The organism is Sphingomonas sp. Ell38C01 (genome assembly GCF_055231975.1).
The window spans coordinates 3180678-3195623 of record NZ_JBUYVA010000001.1 but is presented as its reverse complement, the minus strand read 5'-3'; the positions used below and the strand labels follow the sequence as shown (position 1 = coordinate 3195623).

Below are 14946 nucleotides of genomic sequence, written 5' to 3'. Positions count from 1 at the left end.
CTGCAATCGCTAACGGAGTTCGTCAGCATAAGCCGACCGCCCTGTTCACCATCTCCAGGCACTAGGAAGCAGACCCGCGCTCGCCACGCTGGCGCTTGCGCGTCGATTGCTGCAAAGTCGTCTCGATATTATGGGAGGCTTTGTTCTGGCACGGATAGGGTTTGAGCTTCTTGGCGCCGCAAATCTCGTAGTAGATGCAACATACGAGAGCGATCGTACGCGCCAAACGGTGGGAAGCGAGCCGCTGGCTCGGCTTACCGGCACCGGTAACCAAGGCGGATTCCGGTTTTCGGGATCGACGGCGGAACCCGACGTCGTCGTTCTTTATACCACCCTCGCTGAACCGGATTGGCCTGATACGCTCGACGAGGAAAACGGTGTTTTCTACTATTACGGCGACAATCGTCGGCCCGGCTTCGAGCTACATGATCGGCGTGCGGGACGCGGCGGCAATCAAATCCTGAGAAATGTGTTTGCCGCGCTGCATGCGAAAGAACGCGATAAGATTCCGCCCTTTCTCATTTTCTCAAAAGGTGCCGAGCGCCGGGACGTCGTGTTCCGTGGCTTAGCGGTTCCGGGTGCTGCCCATCTCGATCAGCAGTCCGACCTCGTTGCGATGTGGAAATCGGTCGCTGGAGAGCGGTTCCAGAACTACCGCGCGATCTTCACCATTCTAGATGTGGCTGAGATTGATCGACGTTGGCTGGCTGAGATCCGCGTCGGAATGAAGCTGGGTCATCACTGTCCGACCGCTTTCCGATCGTGGATCGAGACTGGGCGCGCACCAGTTTTGCGGGCCGAGAAGGTTAAGCAAACCCGCACGAAGCAACAGCAGCTTGGGCGAACTTCACTGCACCGCGAGATTGCCGCCGCGGTTTTCGAACACTTTTCGGGTCATGCGGTCGCTTTCGAGCACTTCGCCGCCGACGTTGCGCGCATGATTGATCCCAACATCGTATCGCTCGACGTGACCCGGCCGAGCCGCGACGGTGGGCGCGACGGTGTCGGCCGTTATCGGATCGGTCAGGCGCAAAACTGCATCACCGTCGACTTCGCGATCGAAGCGAAATGTCACAGCCCGACGAACGGCCTTGGGGTCCGTGTGTTGGCGCGTCTCATTTCGAGACTTCGGCATCGCCAGTTTGGCATGCTGATAACAACAAGCTTTCTTGCAGATCAGGCTTACGATGAGTTAGTCGAGGATCGGCACCCGATCGTTGTCTGTGCAGCCGGTGACATCGCAGAGCTTCTGATAGAACGCGCAAGTCTTGGCTCTCGCGCTGCAACGCTAGATTGGCTTGGCAAAGCTTACCCAGTCGTTGTCGGTCGTACTCCATCCGGATCCACCTCGCTTCTCGATCAGTGATAGCAACGTGAGAAAGTAGCCTAAGCAGGCCATTGTCGGAAGCGGCCTCGATCAAGAGATTTCTCACAAACCTCTTTGTGTCGCTATGTGCCATGCACGACATCAGCGCGCACAGGGCCGACTCTACGATGTTTTCCGCATTGATCGGGATCGTGGAAAAATGCTCGGATATTAAGGCCGCATTGGAGACATTTTCCTTGTCCCCGAAATTGTGGCAGGGCTAGCAATGAAAATAGTTACGCTTTTCCCCAGTTTCGGGCGCTTCGAACCGAAATGCGACGAAAGTCTTTGCTCCATGGACACTTGCCCACTGTCCCACAAAAAGCCGAAAGGCGAACGGATCGGCATCAGAATTTCAACGCAGCTACAGACCGAGTATCTTTTCGTCTTCACTTCCGGGATGAGGCATAAGCAGTATGTTTTTCGAAGGCAGATTGCCTAGGGTCGGTTGCCGGCGATTGTCTGTCATGCTTTCGCGCGCGCGCATCGAAGACTTCGGACAATCGAGCCGTTAAGCGCTAGGCGTCGCATCGACAATGGAAAGGTCTGCCTGGAGGTTTGATTGAGCACGAGCTATTTCACTGATCGCGAATACGGGCAACGGCCGGCTGTTTCGGAGGTCGTTGATGAGCGTGTGTGGGACGCGCTCAAGGTGGCGATCGAGATGCGGTCTGAGAACGGGGCCTTCGGCTACCGTTTCACGGCACAGTGCGCCGATGGCGACGGGCCTTGCGGGTGCGACCGGCAGGCCTTCGCCCGCTTCGTCAAGGCGGAGGTGCCGTGGATCGAATGGCCGCTTCGGCACGGCGATCTTCCCGATACGCCCGTCATCCTCGATCTGCTGGAGTTCTGCGCGTCGGCCGTCGGCGAGCCGATCCTCGGCAGCTACCACTCATTCCAGCACCATCACCACATGAGGTGGGATCGTGCCGTCGGTTTGGCGAACTTCGTCGCTGAGGTGAACGTACTGTTCCAGCGGAACGGCATCGCGTTCAAGCTCGATGGCGATGGTCACGCTCAGCGGATCCTGCCGCAACCGGTCGCGCAGGCGCTCGGCTGGCATATGTTCCGAACCGGCGACGACCAGCTGGACGGACTTCTGGAATACGCGCGTTCGCACTTCCTGTCGCCGAAGCTGCAGGATCGTCGGGATGCCACGGAGAAGCTGTGGGATGCCTTTGAGCGCATGAAGACGCTCGAGCCCGGCGCTGGAAAGCGGGTGCAGGCGGACGCGCTGCTGGATCGCGCCGCCCTGCAAGGCACCGCGATGCGGTCCGCACTCGACGATGAGGCCAAGGAGCTCACCAGCATCGGCAACAGCCTGCGCATCCGTCACTCGGAGACCACGCAAGAAATTATCGATCGCGCGGAGCAGCTGGACTGGCTGTTCGTGCGGATGTTCAGCTTCGTGCGTCTTCTGCTGCAGAGTTCCGGTCGAAGCGCTTAGCGGCGGGCGAGCACTAAAAAGGCGCGCCTGCCCCTGCTCAGCCAATCGCGCGTTTCGCGAACCCGGTCGTCGCCAGCAACCCATCCTCTTCGACGCTGTGCTCGACGCCCGGCGAGACGTGCGTCCGGAAGTCGACGCCGATGGCCGTGAGCGCAGTCCTTGCCATTTCCATCGACCGGAAGGGAACGACGCCGTCCGCGGTGCCATGGACCAGCAGCACGAATGGGCAGCTGCCTACTACGGCACACAGGCGTTCCGGCTCCACCAGCATGCCCGAGATACCAACGATTCTGGCCACCGGCTCGGGGCGGCGGAGCGCGACGTGCAGCGACATCATCGTCCCTTGTTGCCGGGGTTTAGGCGTCGATGGCGTTGCGATGTCTTACTTGTTATCCATGCAGCGTGAGGGGATCTCGAATATGATTGAGAAAGCGGGCGCAGAAGACTTGGGCGTCGCGACGGACGTCCTCGACGTACTTTCGGGGACTGGAATGGGGTCCGATGCGGGAGAGGGTGCGGAGCGGCCTCCGGTCATGCCGATGGAGATCCAGAGCGGAATTCTGAAAAGCTTGGGCATCAATCTCTACACCAATCTCGGCAAGGTCCTCGTCGAGTTCATCGCCAATGCCTACGATGGTGACGCGAGCTACGTGAAGGTCACGATTCCAGAGGCGGAGATCGCGACCGAGCGCGCGGCGGCGAAAGCTCGCGCTGACTCGGCCGCCGCGATTCAGGCCGACGAGGCCGTGGGGCAGGTGCCGCTAGATCTTCCTGTGGCGAAATCGGACGGCGACGAAGTCCCAACCACGTCGGTCACGCCGGCGCTGAACCTGGAATCACTGTTCGAGACGCTCCCTGACGCCATCGAGGTGGTGATCGAGGACGATGGGCATGGCATGAGCTGGCAGGAGGTCCAGCGGAAGTTTCTTCCCCTCAACCGGCAACGCCGCTCCAATGCGAAGGGCAAGGAGACCGAGCTCACTTCGCCGGGCGGACGATACGTCATGGGACGCAAGGGGGTCGGCAAGCTGGCGGGCTTCGGCGCCGCCCTCACGGTCCGGCTTTGGACCAAGAGGGCCGGCGAGACGTCGGCTACGGTGATCACCCTCGTTGACGAGGATCTCAATCACGCTGGATCGATTCACAACGTGCGGGTGCCGGTGCAATACGAGGACGGCCTGGATCCGGCATCGCATGGCACTCGGATCATCCTCAGCCGGCTGAAGGCGGACGCTACACGCGACCCGATGGAGAAGATCCGCAAGGTGATCGCGAAATCGTTCCACGCCATCCGTCCCGACGACTTCGCGATAATCGTCAACGACGAGACCCTGCAGTTCGACCTGCCCGACTATGAGTTCGTCTACCCGATCAGTCTGACGCGCGCGGCGATCGGGGCCGGGGAGCGGGCGCACGAGACCGTGCCGGTGCCGGGCGTGGGCACTCTGAAGTTCAGCTACTATGTCGGCTTCCTGGCCCGCTCGCACGGATCCGGGGCGGATCGCGGTGCGACCATATATTGCAACAACCGCTTGGCGGCCGGGCCGGCGCTCTTCGGTCTGCCGACCGGCATGCACAGCTTCCACTCGGTTGACTACATGGACTGCGTGGTCGAGGCGGACGACCTGGACCGCAGCTCGATCGACTTCGTGAACACGGCCCGCAACGGGATCAAGGAGGGCAATGAGGTCGTCGGGGCGATGCTCCAGCAGGTCGTCGTCGTTATGAAGCGCGCCATCGCCGCACATGCGCGCTTCAAGAAGGCTGAGGCCGATCGCAAGATACTTGAGGATCCGCAGGCTCGGATCATAGCGGCCACACTTGAGCTGCTGCCCGCGAAGACGCGCAAGGCCGGAGCGAGATTGCTGCAGACCATCGCTCAGACCTTCGAGGTCGGCACACCCGAGTTCGAGGAGCTCGCCCCGACCATAATGCATTCGATCAACGCGACCGAGGTGCTGATCAGTCTTGCCTCGCACGGGACCGATCCCGCGACGATCGCCCAGATCATGGGGCAGCTGCGTCAGCTCTCTGAGATCGAGAAGCGCGACGCGATCAAGCTCTACCGCGCCCGTCGCGGCGGCATCGAGAAGCTCCAGATCCTCTACGATCGCGGCAAGGAGAACTGGAAGAAGAAGCAGTTCGAGAAGGACCTCCATCAGCTCCTGAAGGAGAATCCCTGGCTCATCAGGCCGGAGTTCTCGACCTACATCTCCAGCGACCAGAACGTGAACACGACCGTCGCGAAGCTCGCGGAGATAATGAAGGTCGATCGGTTCGCGACGATCAAGGATGGCGAGGTGGACACGGACGTAAGGCCCGACCTCGTATTCCTGCTCTCTGATCCCATGGTCGAGGGCCCCTACACCCTTAAGATCGTCGAGCTGAAGAGCCCGGCGCTCCCGTTGACGATCGAGCACTGGCGCCAGCTCGAGAACTACGTCGCCGACGTTGAGGAATGGTGCAGGACCAACCTGACGCACGTCGTTCGCGTCAACGGCTTCCTGATCGGGACCATGCCGGAGCCGAACCCGTCCAAGCGGTTCGAGAAGATGCTGATCGACAAGTTCGTCGAGACCGGCCCCGGGGACCAGATCCAGATTATCGGGCTATACGAGCTGATCAAGCACGCGCGCACGGTTCACGTCGAGGCGATCAAGGCGCTGGAGCGCGACATCGAGGAGTTCGGCGACGACGATAACGACACCGATGTCGATGAGGCCGCCGATGACGCGGATGCCGCGCTCGATGCGTCAGGCGGCGAGCCGGACGGCGTCCGCAGCTGAGAGGGCTGCGCTGATCACTCCGGCCACTGCGGTGGCCAACGGGACGGGCACGCCGTTGCCGATCTGCCGGGCGACGGGGTAGGGGCGGCCGACGAACTGCCAGTGATCTGGAACGCCCTGGAGGCGGGCACCCTCGCGCAGCGACAGCGTGCGGTTCTCAACGGGGTGTAGGTAGCGCCCCTTGGACGGGTTCTGGAACGTGCAGCGGACCGTGTTCGAGGGGGCCGAGGGATCGATCCTTCCCCAGACGTCGGTCGCCTGGCAGCCGACGCGAGCCCACGATGGCGGACAGAGGTGTGGCGCCTGCCGCATCACGTCTCGCTTGTCCCCCTTCGGCGGGATGATCGAGATGCGTTCCGCCGCCACGCCTCTGGCGATGGGCCAGGAGTGGAGAGGATCGCCTTCCGCGATCGGTAGCGCGATCGCGTCGCCGGCGGTGAGGACGACCTTGCGGGCGACCGGCGCCGAGAACCGCCCGATCTTCGATGCGATGGTGAAGGCGCGGCGACGGAGCTGGGGAGTGCCATGCTCCACGGCGTCGAGCACCCAGGTGAAGACCTCGTAACCCTGGTCCTCCAGCGCGGCGGCGAGCGCCCGCCACTGCGCGGAGGCGAGGAATGGCGGCACGTTCTCGATGACCACGACCCTGGCGCCCGATGCGGCGGCCCAGCGGGGCACCTGCAGCGCCAGGTCGTTTCGGACGTCGAGCGGGTCCTGCCTGCCGAGCGTCGAAAACCCTTGGCAGGGCGGCCCCGCGATCAGCACGTCTGCTGTCGGGATGTCGGTGGCGTCGACGACGGAACCGGCGACCGCGACCGGTCGGAGGTTGAGGTTGTAGGAGGCTGTGGCCTCCTTCGAGAGATCGATCGCCATCACTGGATCGAAACCGTGGCCGACGAAGCCGGCGCTAAAAAGCCCGGCGCCGCTGAACATATCGATGAAGGTAACACCTTGCATAATACGCATGGCTTTAATGTGAGTAAGTGATTATGCAAGGTAATTATGCAGGATGACGATATACCAGGAGACGTGCTGCAGCGGCTTCCGCCGATGCTGAGGAGCGCTCATCTTCCCGTGCAGTCCGTCATCGCGAAGGCGATCGACGCGGATCAGCCCTTCGTGTCGAGGGTGTTGAACGGAGAGGTGAAGCGTGTCACCGAGCGGGTCGAGCGTCTGTGGAGATATGCGAGTTCTCGCATGGCCGAGGCTGAGCGGGCGGTGGATGCGGTCGCCGAACTGGAGCGCGAGGCGCGGCCGGCCACGGGCGGGAGCGCAACCGTTAATGCCGCCCGACCCGGGCGGAAGAAGCAGTCGACGATCACGTCAACCGGATCCAACGCCTATGCCGACGACGCCCTGAGTGGCGTTAAGGCCTACCTCGCCGATGGCTACGACCCCCGGCTGATTGTGGAGCAGCTGGTAGTGCTCAGGCGGGCGCAGCAGGTCCGGCGCCCAGGCCGCGTTAGCGGGGAGTCGGTATAGTCGGATGGCCAAACACCGTAGAAACAGCATTCGCGGCGGGGATCGTATTGGCGGATGGAGACTGACAAGTCGCCTTGGCCAGGGTGGCAACGGCGAGGTGTGGCGCGCCGAACAGGCCGGCCGGGAGGCGACCGCGATCAAGATCCTGAAGCGCGTTGATGGCGAGGCGCTCGCCAGGTTCGAAGCCGAGACAGCGGCTCTAGCGCTGGCCATCGCCGTCCCTGGCATCGTCCCCCTGATCGAGCAGGGGACGCTCCCTGGCCGCACGGGCGCGGTTCATTGGTTCTCGATGCCGCTCGCGGCGCCGTTCGCCAGCCGCATCGCCAAGCGGACGGCGGTCGAGGTCGTGACCGAGTTTCTCCCTCTCGCGAAGACGTTGGCCGATCTCCACGCGCTGCAGATATTCCATCGCGACATCAAGCCGGCCAACATCCTGGTCCTTGGCGGCCGCCTCTGCTTCGCGGACTTCGGCCTGGTCAAGTATCCGGCGCGGCCCGGCATCACCCCGGCGCGGCAGGATGTGGGTCCCAAGTTCACGATGGCACCGGAGATGCGACGCGCCGCTGCGGCGGCGGCCGGTGGACCGGCGGACGTGTTCTCCTTCGCGAAGACGCTGTGGATCGGACTCACCGGACAGCAGCTAGGCTTCGACGGGCAATATGTGTCCGCCGGGAACCTGGCGCTGTCGAACTACATGGCCGACGTCTTCACGACTCCCCTCGACGAGCTCCTCGGCGAATGCACCGGCAACGACCCGGAGGCTCGGCCGACGATGGATGGGGTGCGCGAGCGGTTGGCAGAATGGCTCGCCATGATGGAAGACTTCGACGAACGGAACCTGGGAGAGTGGACCGAGGTTCAGAACCGGCTCTTCCCGGCGGGGGCGCCATCTTCCGCCACGTGGACCGACATCGACAGCATATGCTCGCTGCTCCGACTCGTCGGGCAGAACGAGTCCCTGAACCACATGTTCTTTCCGGACGGCGGCGGAATGACGGTGTCGGGCGTGGCGCGGGCTACGGAGGCCGGTTTGATCGAACTGCATTCGGGCTTCGTCACCGTCCTTCAACCCGAGAAGCTGACGTTCGAGTCGTTTCGGGCGGGCTCCCAGTGGAATTACTTCCGCCTCGTCGCAGCGCCCATTGATCCTACCGGCACCGATCGTGCCTATCTTACCGACGATGGCTATGCCGAGGAGGTCTACGAACTTTCCGATGGTCGTTTCGTGTCGCCCTACGCTTGGGACAATGGCGACTATGAGGAAGATCCCGCAGCCAAGGCGGCGAAGCATGTTCGTCGCTATCTCAAGGGCGCATTCGTCATCTTCAGCACGGCCTCGCCTTACAACCGCACGACCGCCACCTACGACGCTCGGCACGAGAGGATGACCGAGGCTGAGTTCCGAGCCTATATGCAGGCCAATGCCGATCGCGTGGTCGCAGCTGAGGTCGTCGAGCGCCGGCCTTCCTTCTTATCTCAAGTCCGAACGGCGCGGCCTTATTGATGATTGGCTTTGCGACGGGAACCGCACGCAGTGGTAAGGATCGCCATCGCGGATAGCGGCACGGCCGCTTTCGGATATGCCCAAGGTGCCTGATTATCGCCGATGGTCTCCGCCGGTATTTCGGCGTGTCATCTAGTCCCGCCGCACCGAGCTCTGATGACAAGCGCGCATCAGGGGCAGGTGAGATCCCCGTAGCGGATCACCGCGTACCCAGAGCGAACCTGCGAGCACGACAGGTCCACCCGGCCGTTCGAGCAGAGCGCGACGACGCGACCGTAGTGGTCGACGTCGGTCTGGCGACATATCAGCGGTCCGCCCTCGACGAGCTCTCGCAGGTGGTCGGTGCTCGCAACGGGATCGCCAGGCGTGCAGGCGCGCCCGCGCCTGCAATGGCCGGGCATCTCGGGCGCGTCGATGCTAGCGAGGCGGACGCGCATCGGACCGCACCGCAGGGTGTCACCGTCAGTGACCATCGGCTCCGGGCAGTCGAATGCGTCACCCCCGCCAGCCGTGACCGACCCCTCCGCCGTACGCCGAGCGGGGTCGGGTGACGCTTTCCCCTCGGTAGAGGTTGGAGAAGCGTCTGTGCGCCGCGAAGCGTCTGCGGCCCGAACCGGACCGCTGTCCGACCGGGTCGCTGGTGGTCGTGAAAACGTGCAGGCGATCAGACCCGCGAAGGCCGCGCAGACGACCACCAGCGCGATGGCCTCGACGAGGCCCAGGCGGCTCCTCTGACTCGATGCGCGCGGAACCGGCTGGCGCTCGTGCTTGGTGCGAATGCGTCGTTGATGTGTTCCCCTCACCTCCCGAGCAACCGGCGTAGCAGGTCGGTCCAGGACAGGTTGACCTCCGGCTCCCGGCGAGGCGGGGCGATCTCCTCGGGCTTCGAGTGATGCGGCGCGTTCTCAGCCCCCTGCACTAGCGGCGGCCCTCGCGACGGGTTCGGACCTTGAGCCTGCGCCTGGGCCAGGCCGTTAAGCGGCGTCGGTCGCCTTCGGTGGCGATCCTCGATGGCCCGCCGCAGGCGGGCGAGGCTGGCGTCGAGTGCGTCCGTCACTTTGCAATTGTCGGGCTGGCCTGGGCGGTAGACCGCCGGAGCCTGATTTCGATACGGCGGCGGCGCTGATCGCCTCCGCGGGCAGCGCCGTTTGCCATGTGGTCCACGGGTACGATCATCTGCGCGCCGGAGAGGGGCAGGATGGCGGCCTTGGCAAGCCGCGGGTCCGTCCGCAGGATCCTCGTCACGGCCACGGCGCGCGCCATGGCGAGGCCGGCGTTGTCAGTTGAGCGTAGTTCCGCGACGGGGAAGCGGCCGGCGGAGGCGTTGATGATCTGGCTGTCCAGGTTGCTGTTGCCGGACATCGGGACCTCGTCGGTGTGGCCGATGACCTCGACGACGTCGACGTCGTAGTCCGCGACGCTCTTTGCGAGCATGGGGATGATCTGCGAGCGCAGGTTGCGCTCGAACTCGGGTCGCAGCGTGGCCTTGCCCGAATCGAAGAAGTAGCCGCCCGCCTCGCTGAGGTTGAAGAACGGCGGCCACTGTCCCTTGCGCCCGCGTGACGACGCCTCGACGACCTCCTTCGTGAATCGCTCGGGATCCTTGACTCCTGAGGCGGCGGCGGCCTCGCGGATGCGCCGCCCGGTCTCCGCGTCAGTGAGCAGCTGCTGCCGGCCGGCCGTGGGGCCCGCGCTCTCGACCACCTGCCGCGCCTCGATCGCCTTGGTCAGCTCCTTGAAGTAGTCGTCGCTCGTCTTCGCCTGCGGGTAGGCCTTCTGCACCGCTTCCACGAGCCTCGATGCGCCCCCTTTGTCCAGCGCTTGGATGCGCTGGTCGCGGTTCTGTAGCGCGGCGGCCAGTGCCATGAGCAGGACGAAGATCAGGAGGATCATGATCTCGGCGACGGTGAGGCCGAGCACCAGGCCGCGGCGGTAGGCCTTGTCCTGTCGCAGATCGAATTGGCTGGACATCAGCCGGCTTGCGCCTCGACGCGCGCGGCGAGCCCGTCCGTCATCTCGACGAGCGCCGCGTGCACCTTAGCCACGTTCCCGCGGGAGCGCGCGAGCTCGGCCTCCAGCGCCTCGTTGTGCCGGGCGATGGCGGCCGATCCCTCGCCGACGTCCCTGACCAGGTTGGCGGCGGTCTCGGCCTGCGCCTTGGCGAGTCGGTCTAGGCTCTCGCGGATCGCGGCGACGTAGCGGTCGATCTGCTCGGCCGCTCTATCGGTGACCTCGGTCGGAACGCGGCGCACCTCTTCGAGCCGGGCGGCCACCAGCTTGTCGAACCGGTCGGCCGCACCATCGAAGCCCTTCACGTGGCCGACCAGCTCGGCGGCCGCGTCGCGGAGCGCGCGGCCGGCGCCGGCGACGCCTTCCTCCGCCTCGTCCACGTGGCGGGCGCGGGCGTCGAGCGCCTCCATGGAGAAGAGCGTGGCGGTCGCCGCGGTTTCGAGCGCGGCGAGGCCCGCGGTGATCCCGCCGGTCGTCTTCTCGACCTGACCGATCACCCCGACATGCTTTTCGATGCCGGCCACCACCTTCTCGGTGGCGGTAGATAGCCGCCGCGTTCGGGCGACCGCCTCGCTGGTCTGCTCGGTTACGGCCTGCGTCGCCTGGCCGGCGGTCTCCGCGATGGCGCCGGAGGCGCGGGTGGCGGTTTCGGCGACCGAGCGGATCGCCTCCTCGCCGACGGTGCGGATAGATGTGGTGGTCTGCTCCGCGGCCGCGTTGACGGCCTGCGTGGCCGCGGTCTGGACGTTGCCGAGCGCTTCGACCACCGCCTCGCTCAGTTCTTCAAGGGACTGCCGGGTGCGCCGCCCGAAGTCGTTCATGCTGACCACGGTGGCGGCGAGCTCGGCCTTCAGCCGGCCCGCCGCGTCCGCGAGCTCCACGCGCGCCGTGTCCTCGGTCTCCACCAGATCGACCCTCGTCTGGTTGAAGAACACGCGTAGGACGATTCCCATGATGGTGGTCGCGAGCGCGATGCCGAACCCCTGGACGATGGTCGTCGCGGTTTCGGCTGGATCGAACAGGAAGATCGCGTAGGCGAGGCTGGTTAGCGTGTAGATAAGGCCGAGGTAGTAGCAGTTGTCGCCCGCTTGGTCCCCGCGCAGGCGTCCAGTCCCCTTGGCCTGGGCGAGCGCCGCGTAGAGCACCATCGTGATCGCGGCCGCCGCGGCGACCAGCACCGGCGAGAGCCCGGTGTGCTTGGCGACCAGGATGCAGGAGGCGCCACCTAGCGCGAAGGCAAGGAAGCCCCAGCGGTCGATGAGCCCACGCTCGGCTAGACGGTCGATCAGACCCGTTCGGCTACCCTGCATCGTTCACCCGCTGACGTTGTAGATGCGCTTGAGGTCGCCGCCCTGTTCGATGATCACACGGTCCCACAGGTCCGCGAGCGACCGGGGCTGCGTGGACGCGGCGTCGGAGCGCTCGAGCATCCAGAGCTCGACCTCCACGCCGCGCAGGTCCGTGCGGGCGCGTCTGAAGGCTGCACTGGACGCGAAGTCCCGTGGATCTGGAAGGCCGCGGTAGAAGCTGATCTCAGCCGTATTCTGCAGGAGGTCGGACGCGACGACGAGCCGTCGGGGGACGTCCTCGCGCCCGGGCTTCTGAAACTCTGTAAGTGCCACCGACTGTATGGACTCCAGGATCGGCGACCTGTCGGAGCCGCTCGCCGCCGCCAGCCTCCCGAACGAGGCTTGTAGCGGCTTGTCGAAGCCCTCGCTCCATTGCCTCTGCACGAACGCGGGATCCCCCGTTGCCTCGCTGACATCCGCCGCGGTGCCCGGGTTGCAGCGGGTAATGATTGGGGAGAGGAGGTTCGCGTCGGTCGGATCGACCTTCGACACCACCAGCGCACCGTATCTTGGGATCGAGTTCTTGAGCCGCGCGAGCTGGTTCATGAAGTCCTGCCGCTGCGGCGTGTTCATCGGGTCGGTGACGTCGACTAGCAGCACGGTCACGCTTGTGGGCTTGGCCGGGCACAGCGTCACCTGGTCCAGCGCCCTGTGGGAGGCCTGGACCCTGAGATAGAACGTCACCACCACGCCCACGACGAGGATGGCGGCGGCGATCTTGACGAGCGCCGACTGGTTCTGCTTGCGGACGCGCTCCTCCCGGACGGTCCCCCGGCGCGCCTGCCGGCGCCCGCCTGACGATGGTCGCTTAGCCATTCGCGAGGCTCGACTTCAGCTTGTCGAGGGGTTCGAAGCTGGAGATCGCCGCGTCGCAGCCATCGCTGATCTGGCCGACGGCCTCGGTCAGCGCTGCCTCGGCCGCGCGGACCTCGCCTTCCCCGACGCTGCTGGCAGGCGGGGGTGGCAGGACGCTGTGCGGGAGCGTCCAGTGATCGTCGAAGTGGGGCGGGGCTGGCGTCGTTCGGGCGCCGACGTTCGCGGCCCGATAGATCTGGAGTAGCGCGTTCCCGGTCTGCTCCAGCTGTGCGGCGTGCTCGTCGTAGCGGCGGCGGAAGGTGTCACGAGCCGACAGTATCTGCGCACGCTCCGCCAGCTGCGTCTCCAACTCCTCGCGCACCTCGGATGCCTCGTCGATCGCCGCGTCGCGGATCTCCAGCAGTTCGCTGCTGGCCTGCTGCACCTCGTCGGCGTAGTCCTCGCAACGCTCCTCGTGCCGCCGCGCCCGCTCGCCGTAGCCGGGATAGGGATCGTCCATCCGGTATCCGGCCCGTGCGGCAAGTACGGCGAAGACGACGCCCGCGACGAGGAGGCCATAGGAGTAGATGCTGTCGAGGCCCGAGGCCATCATATCAAGCGCCGCCTGCTCCGGTACCGCAACACCCAGCGACTTCGCGTCGCGGTAGTGTGCCGCAAGGAGGTTCCACCCCAACATCAGCACGGCCCAGGCGCCGATGCCGGCATAGGCCAGCTTGCGGGCGGTAGGATCGCGCAGGTTTGTCCGCGGCCAGACCTGCCGCCCGACGAAGGCGGCGACCAACACGTTGACAGCGCCAACGGTCGCGGCGGCGACGATGCCGCCGAGATAGCCCATACTGTCGTTCAGCCGGAGCAGGAAGGCGTTCGCGGCCGTTTCGCCAAGCCATGAGAGCACGATAGTGCCGACCGTGCTGAGCGTCGGCGGCAAAGTATGCGCCGGGCGGTCAAGCCCGTTGGCACGGCGGAACGACCGCAGCTCCCCGTAGGACGCCTCGATAGCGTCGCGGCTGTTCGACAGTCGGTTACGCCGGTTGGCCACCTGCGCCTTGAAGTCGGTGATTGCCCGACGCGACTGCGTCCTGATCGAGGACAAGCGCGAAAGCAGCGCGAGTCCGTTAAGCGCATCGTCGTACGTCCTGACGCTGTTCGCCGCGTCGATCTGCGCCCGCGAGTGGTGATCGGCCATGATGGCGGCGACTTCCGCCTCAACGCTGTCGAGCGTCCTCATCGTCTGCGAGGGGAGTTCCTGGCTTCCCTGCTCGGCTCCGCGCTCCGCCAACCGCAGCTGCCGCGCGGCGTCCTCCCGATCGAGCTGGATGAACGGGTCGTCCATCGGCGCGAAAACCGGTTCACGCCGCTCGAAGAGCTCCCTTAATGCTGTCCATGCCCCCATCTGGAAGGACTATAGCCAGGAGGGCGCAGCATTTCCAAGCGGAGATAATTGATTGAATGCCATCGCCATCGCAGTGTGTGACGGCTGTCACACGGGGAGCAGTGTTTGACGATCAAAGCCGCGGGCCTGCATCATCAGGTGTCTCGGATATGGAAGGGCTAAGCCAGGCCGATGTCTATCAGATGATGGCATACGGAAGGCTCTACGAATGCCCTTCACCCGCATCACGGCAAGCTGTCGGAGGCGGGTGAGACGGGCCGCTACCGAGTGGTAGGCAGCGGCGACGAGCTGATCACGGCAACTCTCAACTTAGCGGCGCCAGACATACGCGCTCAGGCAAAAGGGATCGTTTTTAACGCAATTGGCGGTTCTGCATTCGCCTAAGCACCGCAATGCATTCCAATCCATGCATCGATGGCAGACCGAGAGAACTTTTGAAGTCCGCCATCAATTGCCGGTGCCGGAAGTCTACCGTCCTCGACCATCTTACGAACAGTCGTCGTAGTGACGCCGAGCGCACTCGCCAGTTCGCTTACGGTTAGCACCTCGGCAGTAATCCCAAGGACTACAGGCGCGCGCCACGGCGGACGGCGTACGCCAGTCGTGGCCAGCCTGTAGGCCGTAGTGGCTTCCTTGCGCTCCCGCGCCAATTTTTTTGCCGTCTCGTCTAGGTGATTGCGAAGATTGAGTGTTAGTCTCGCTAACTTCTCAAGCGAGGCAATGTGTCGCCCCAACTCCGATGCACCCCAATCGTGATATGCTTTATGCTCTGCCATGCCGTCATTATTTTAGA

At 64.5% G+C, this 14946-nt stretch carries 13 protein-coding genes; 5 read left to right on the top strand and 8 right to left on the bottom strand.

Translation table 11 applies throughout. The annotated features are described in order from the left end of the window. Positions 1-229 precede the first annotated feature (229 nt). Entirely contained in the window at positions 230-1366 is a 1137-nt protein-coding gene (locus ACV7NO_RS15180) for a restriction endonuclease (RefSeq protein WP_463406796.1), read from the top strand. A 562-nt stretch (positions 1367-1928) separates the two neighbouring features. Further along, the gene (locus tag ACV7NO_RS15175) at positions 1929-2813 is read left to right on the top strand and encodes a hypothetical protein (RefSeq protein WP_463406795.1); all 885 of its coding nucleotides are present in this window, start codon (positions 1929-1931) and stop codon (positions 2811-2813) included. Between the two features lie 37 nt (positions 2814-2850). Here ACV7NO_RS15175 and ACV7NO_RS15170 read toward each other — a convergent pair whose 3' ends face one another. Then, complete coding sequence (locus ACV7NO_RS15170) at positions 2851-3147, bottom strand: alpha/beta hydrolase (RefSeq protein ID WP_463406794.1); 297 nt, start codon at positions 3145-3147, stop codon at positions 2851-2853. Between the two features lie 85 nt (positions 3148-3232). Between ACV7NO_RS15170 and ACV7NO_RS15165 the strand changes: the two genes are divergently transcribed. Then, positions 3233-5599 carry an ATP-binding protein gene (locus tag ACV7NO_RS15165; protein ID WP_463406793.1) on the top strand — a complete coding sequence of 789 codons (2367 nt, stop codon included), beginning with the start codon at positions 3233-3235 and terminating at the stop codon, positions 5597-5599. Here ACV7NO_RS15165 and ACV7NO_RS15160 read toward each other — a convergent pair. Further along, positions 5567-6565 carry a DNA cytosine methyltransferase gene (locus ACV7NO_RS15160; protein ID WP_463406792.1) on the bottom strand — a complete coding sequence of 333 codons (999 nt, stop codon included), beginning with the start codon at positions 6563-6565 and terminating at the stop codon, positions 5567-5569. The genes ACV7NO_RS15165 and ACV7NO_RS15160 overlap by 33 nt on opposite strands. A gap of 63 nt (positions 6566-6628) precedes the next feature. Between ACV7NO_RS15160 and ACV7NO_RS15155 the strand changes: the two genes are divergently transcribed. Then, a complete protein-coding gene (locus tag ACV7NO_RS15155; protein ID WP_463406791.1) occupies positions 6629-7081 on the top strand; it encodes a hypothetical protein in 453 nt (150 codons plus the stop codon). Positions 7082-7085: 4 nt separating this feature from the next. Next, positions 7086-8585: a protein kinase domain-containing protein gene (locus tag ACV7NO_RS15150; protein ID WP_463406790.1), complete on the top strand. Its 1500-nt coding sequence runs from the start codon at positions 7086-7088 to the stop codon at positions 8583-8585. 170 nt (positions 8586-8755) lie between these two features. On the opposite strand, the gene ACV7NO_RS15145 is transcribed toward ACV7NO_RS15150, so the two are convergent. The 6 genes from ACV7NO_RS15145 to ACV7NO_RS15120 form a co-directional block, all read right to left on the bottom strand. Next, entirely contained in the window at positions 8756-9022 is a 267-nt protein-coding gene (locus ACV7NO_RS15145; RefSeq protein ID WP_463406789.1) for a thermonuclease family protein, read from the bottom strand. Between the two features lie 616 nt (positions 9023-9638). Further along, positions 9639-10556: a hypothetical protein gene (locus ACV7NO_RS15140; RefSeq protein WP_463406788.1), complete on the bottom strand. Its 918-nt coding sequence runs from the start codon at positions 10554-10556 to the stop codon at positions 9639-9641. After that, positions 10556-11905, bottom strand: coding sequence for a hypothetical protein (locus ACV7NO_RS15135; protein ID WP_463406787.1), 1350 nt, complete (start codon positions 11903-11905; stop codon positions 10556-10558). Before ACV7NO_RS15135 ends, ACV7NO_RS15140 begins: the two co-directional genes overlap by 1 nt. 3 nt (positions 11906-11908) lie before the next feature. Beyond that, the gene (locus ACV7NO_RS15130; protein WP_463406786.1) at positions 11909-12760 is read right to left on the bottom strand and encodes a hypothetical protein; all 852 of its coding nucleotides are present in this window, start codon (positions 12758-12760) and stop codon (positions 11909-11911) included. Then, positions 12753-14093, bottom strand: coding sequence for an ATP synthase subunit B family protein (locus ACV7NO_RS15125; RefSeq protein WP_463406785.1), 1341 nt, complete (start codon positions 14091-14093; stop codon positions 12753-12755). The genes ACV7NO_RS15130 and ACV7NO_RS15125 overlap by 8 nt, the downstream gene beginning before the upstream one ends. Positions 14094-14533: 440 nt before the next feature. Next, the gene (locus tag ACV7NO_RS15120; RefSeq protein ID WP_463406784.1) at positions 14534-14929 is read right to left on the bottom strand and encodes a helix-turn-helix domain-containing protein; all 396 of its coding nucleotides are present in this window, start codon (positions 14927-14929) and stop codon (positions 14534-14536) included. Positions 14930-14946: the final 17 nt, after the last annotated feature.

Excerpts from the sequence above, each read along its gene's own strand:
- ACV7NO_RS15170 (WP_463406794.1), bottom strand. The coding sequence starts at position 3,147 with ATGTCGCTGCACGTCGCGCTCCGCCGCCCCGAGCCGGTGGCCAGAATC.
- ACV7NO_RS15165 (WP_463406793.1), top strand. The coding sequence starts at position 3,233 with ATGATTGAGAAAGCGGGCGCAGAAGACTTGGGCGTCGCGACGGACGTC.
- ACV7NO_RS15160 (WP_463406792.1), bottom strand. The coding sequence starts at position 6,565 with ATGCGTATTATGCAAGGTGTTACCTTCATCGATATGTTCAGCGGCGCC.
- ACV7NO_RS15150 (WP_463406790.1), top strand. The coding sequence starts at position 7,086 with ATGGCCAAACACCGTAGAAACAGCATTCGCGGCGGGGATCGTATTGGC.
- ACV7NO_RS15145 (WP_463406789.1), bottom strand. The coding sequence starts at position 9,022 with ATGCGCGTCCGCCTCGCTAGCATCGACGCGCCCGAGATGCCCGGCCAT.
- ACV7NO_RS15140 (WP_463406788.1), bottom strand. The coding sequence starts at position 10,556 with ATGTCCAGCCAATTCGATCTGCGACAGGACAAGGCCTACCGCCGCGGC.
- ACV7NO_RS15135 (WP_463406787.1), bottom strand. The coding sequence starts at position 11,905 with ATGCAGGGTAGCCGAACGGGTCTGATCGACCGTCTAGCCGAGCGTGGG.
- ACV7NO_RS15130 (WP_463406786.1), bottom strand. The coding sequence starts at position 12,760 with ATGGCTAAGCGACCATCGTCAGGCGGGCGCCGGCAGGCGCGCCGGGGG.
- ACV7NO_RS15125 (WP_463406785.1), bottom strand. The coding sequence starts at position 14,093 with ATGGACGACCCGTTCATCCAGCTCGATCGGGAGGACGCCGCGCGGCAG.
- ACV7NO_RS15120 (WP_463406784.1), bottom strand. The coding sequence starts at position 14,929 with ATGGCAGAGCATAAAGCATATCACGATTGGGGTGCATCGGAGTTGGGG.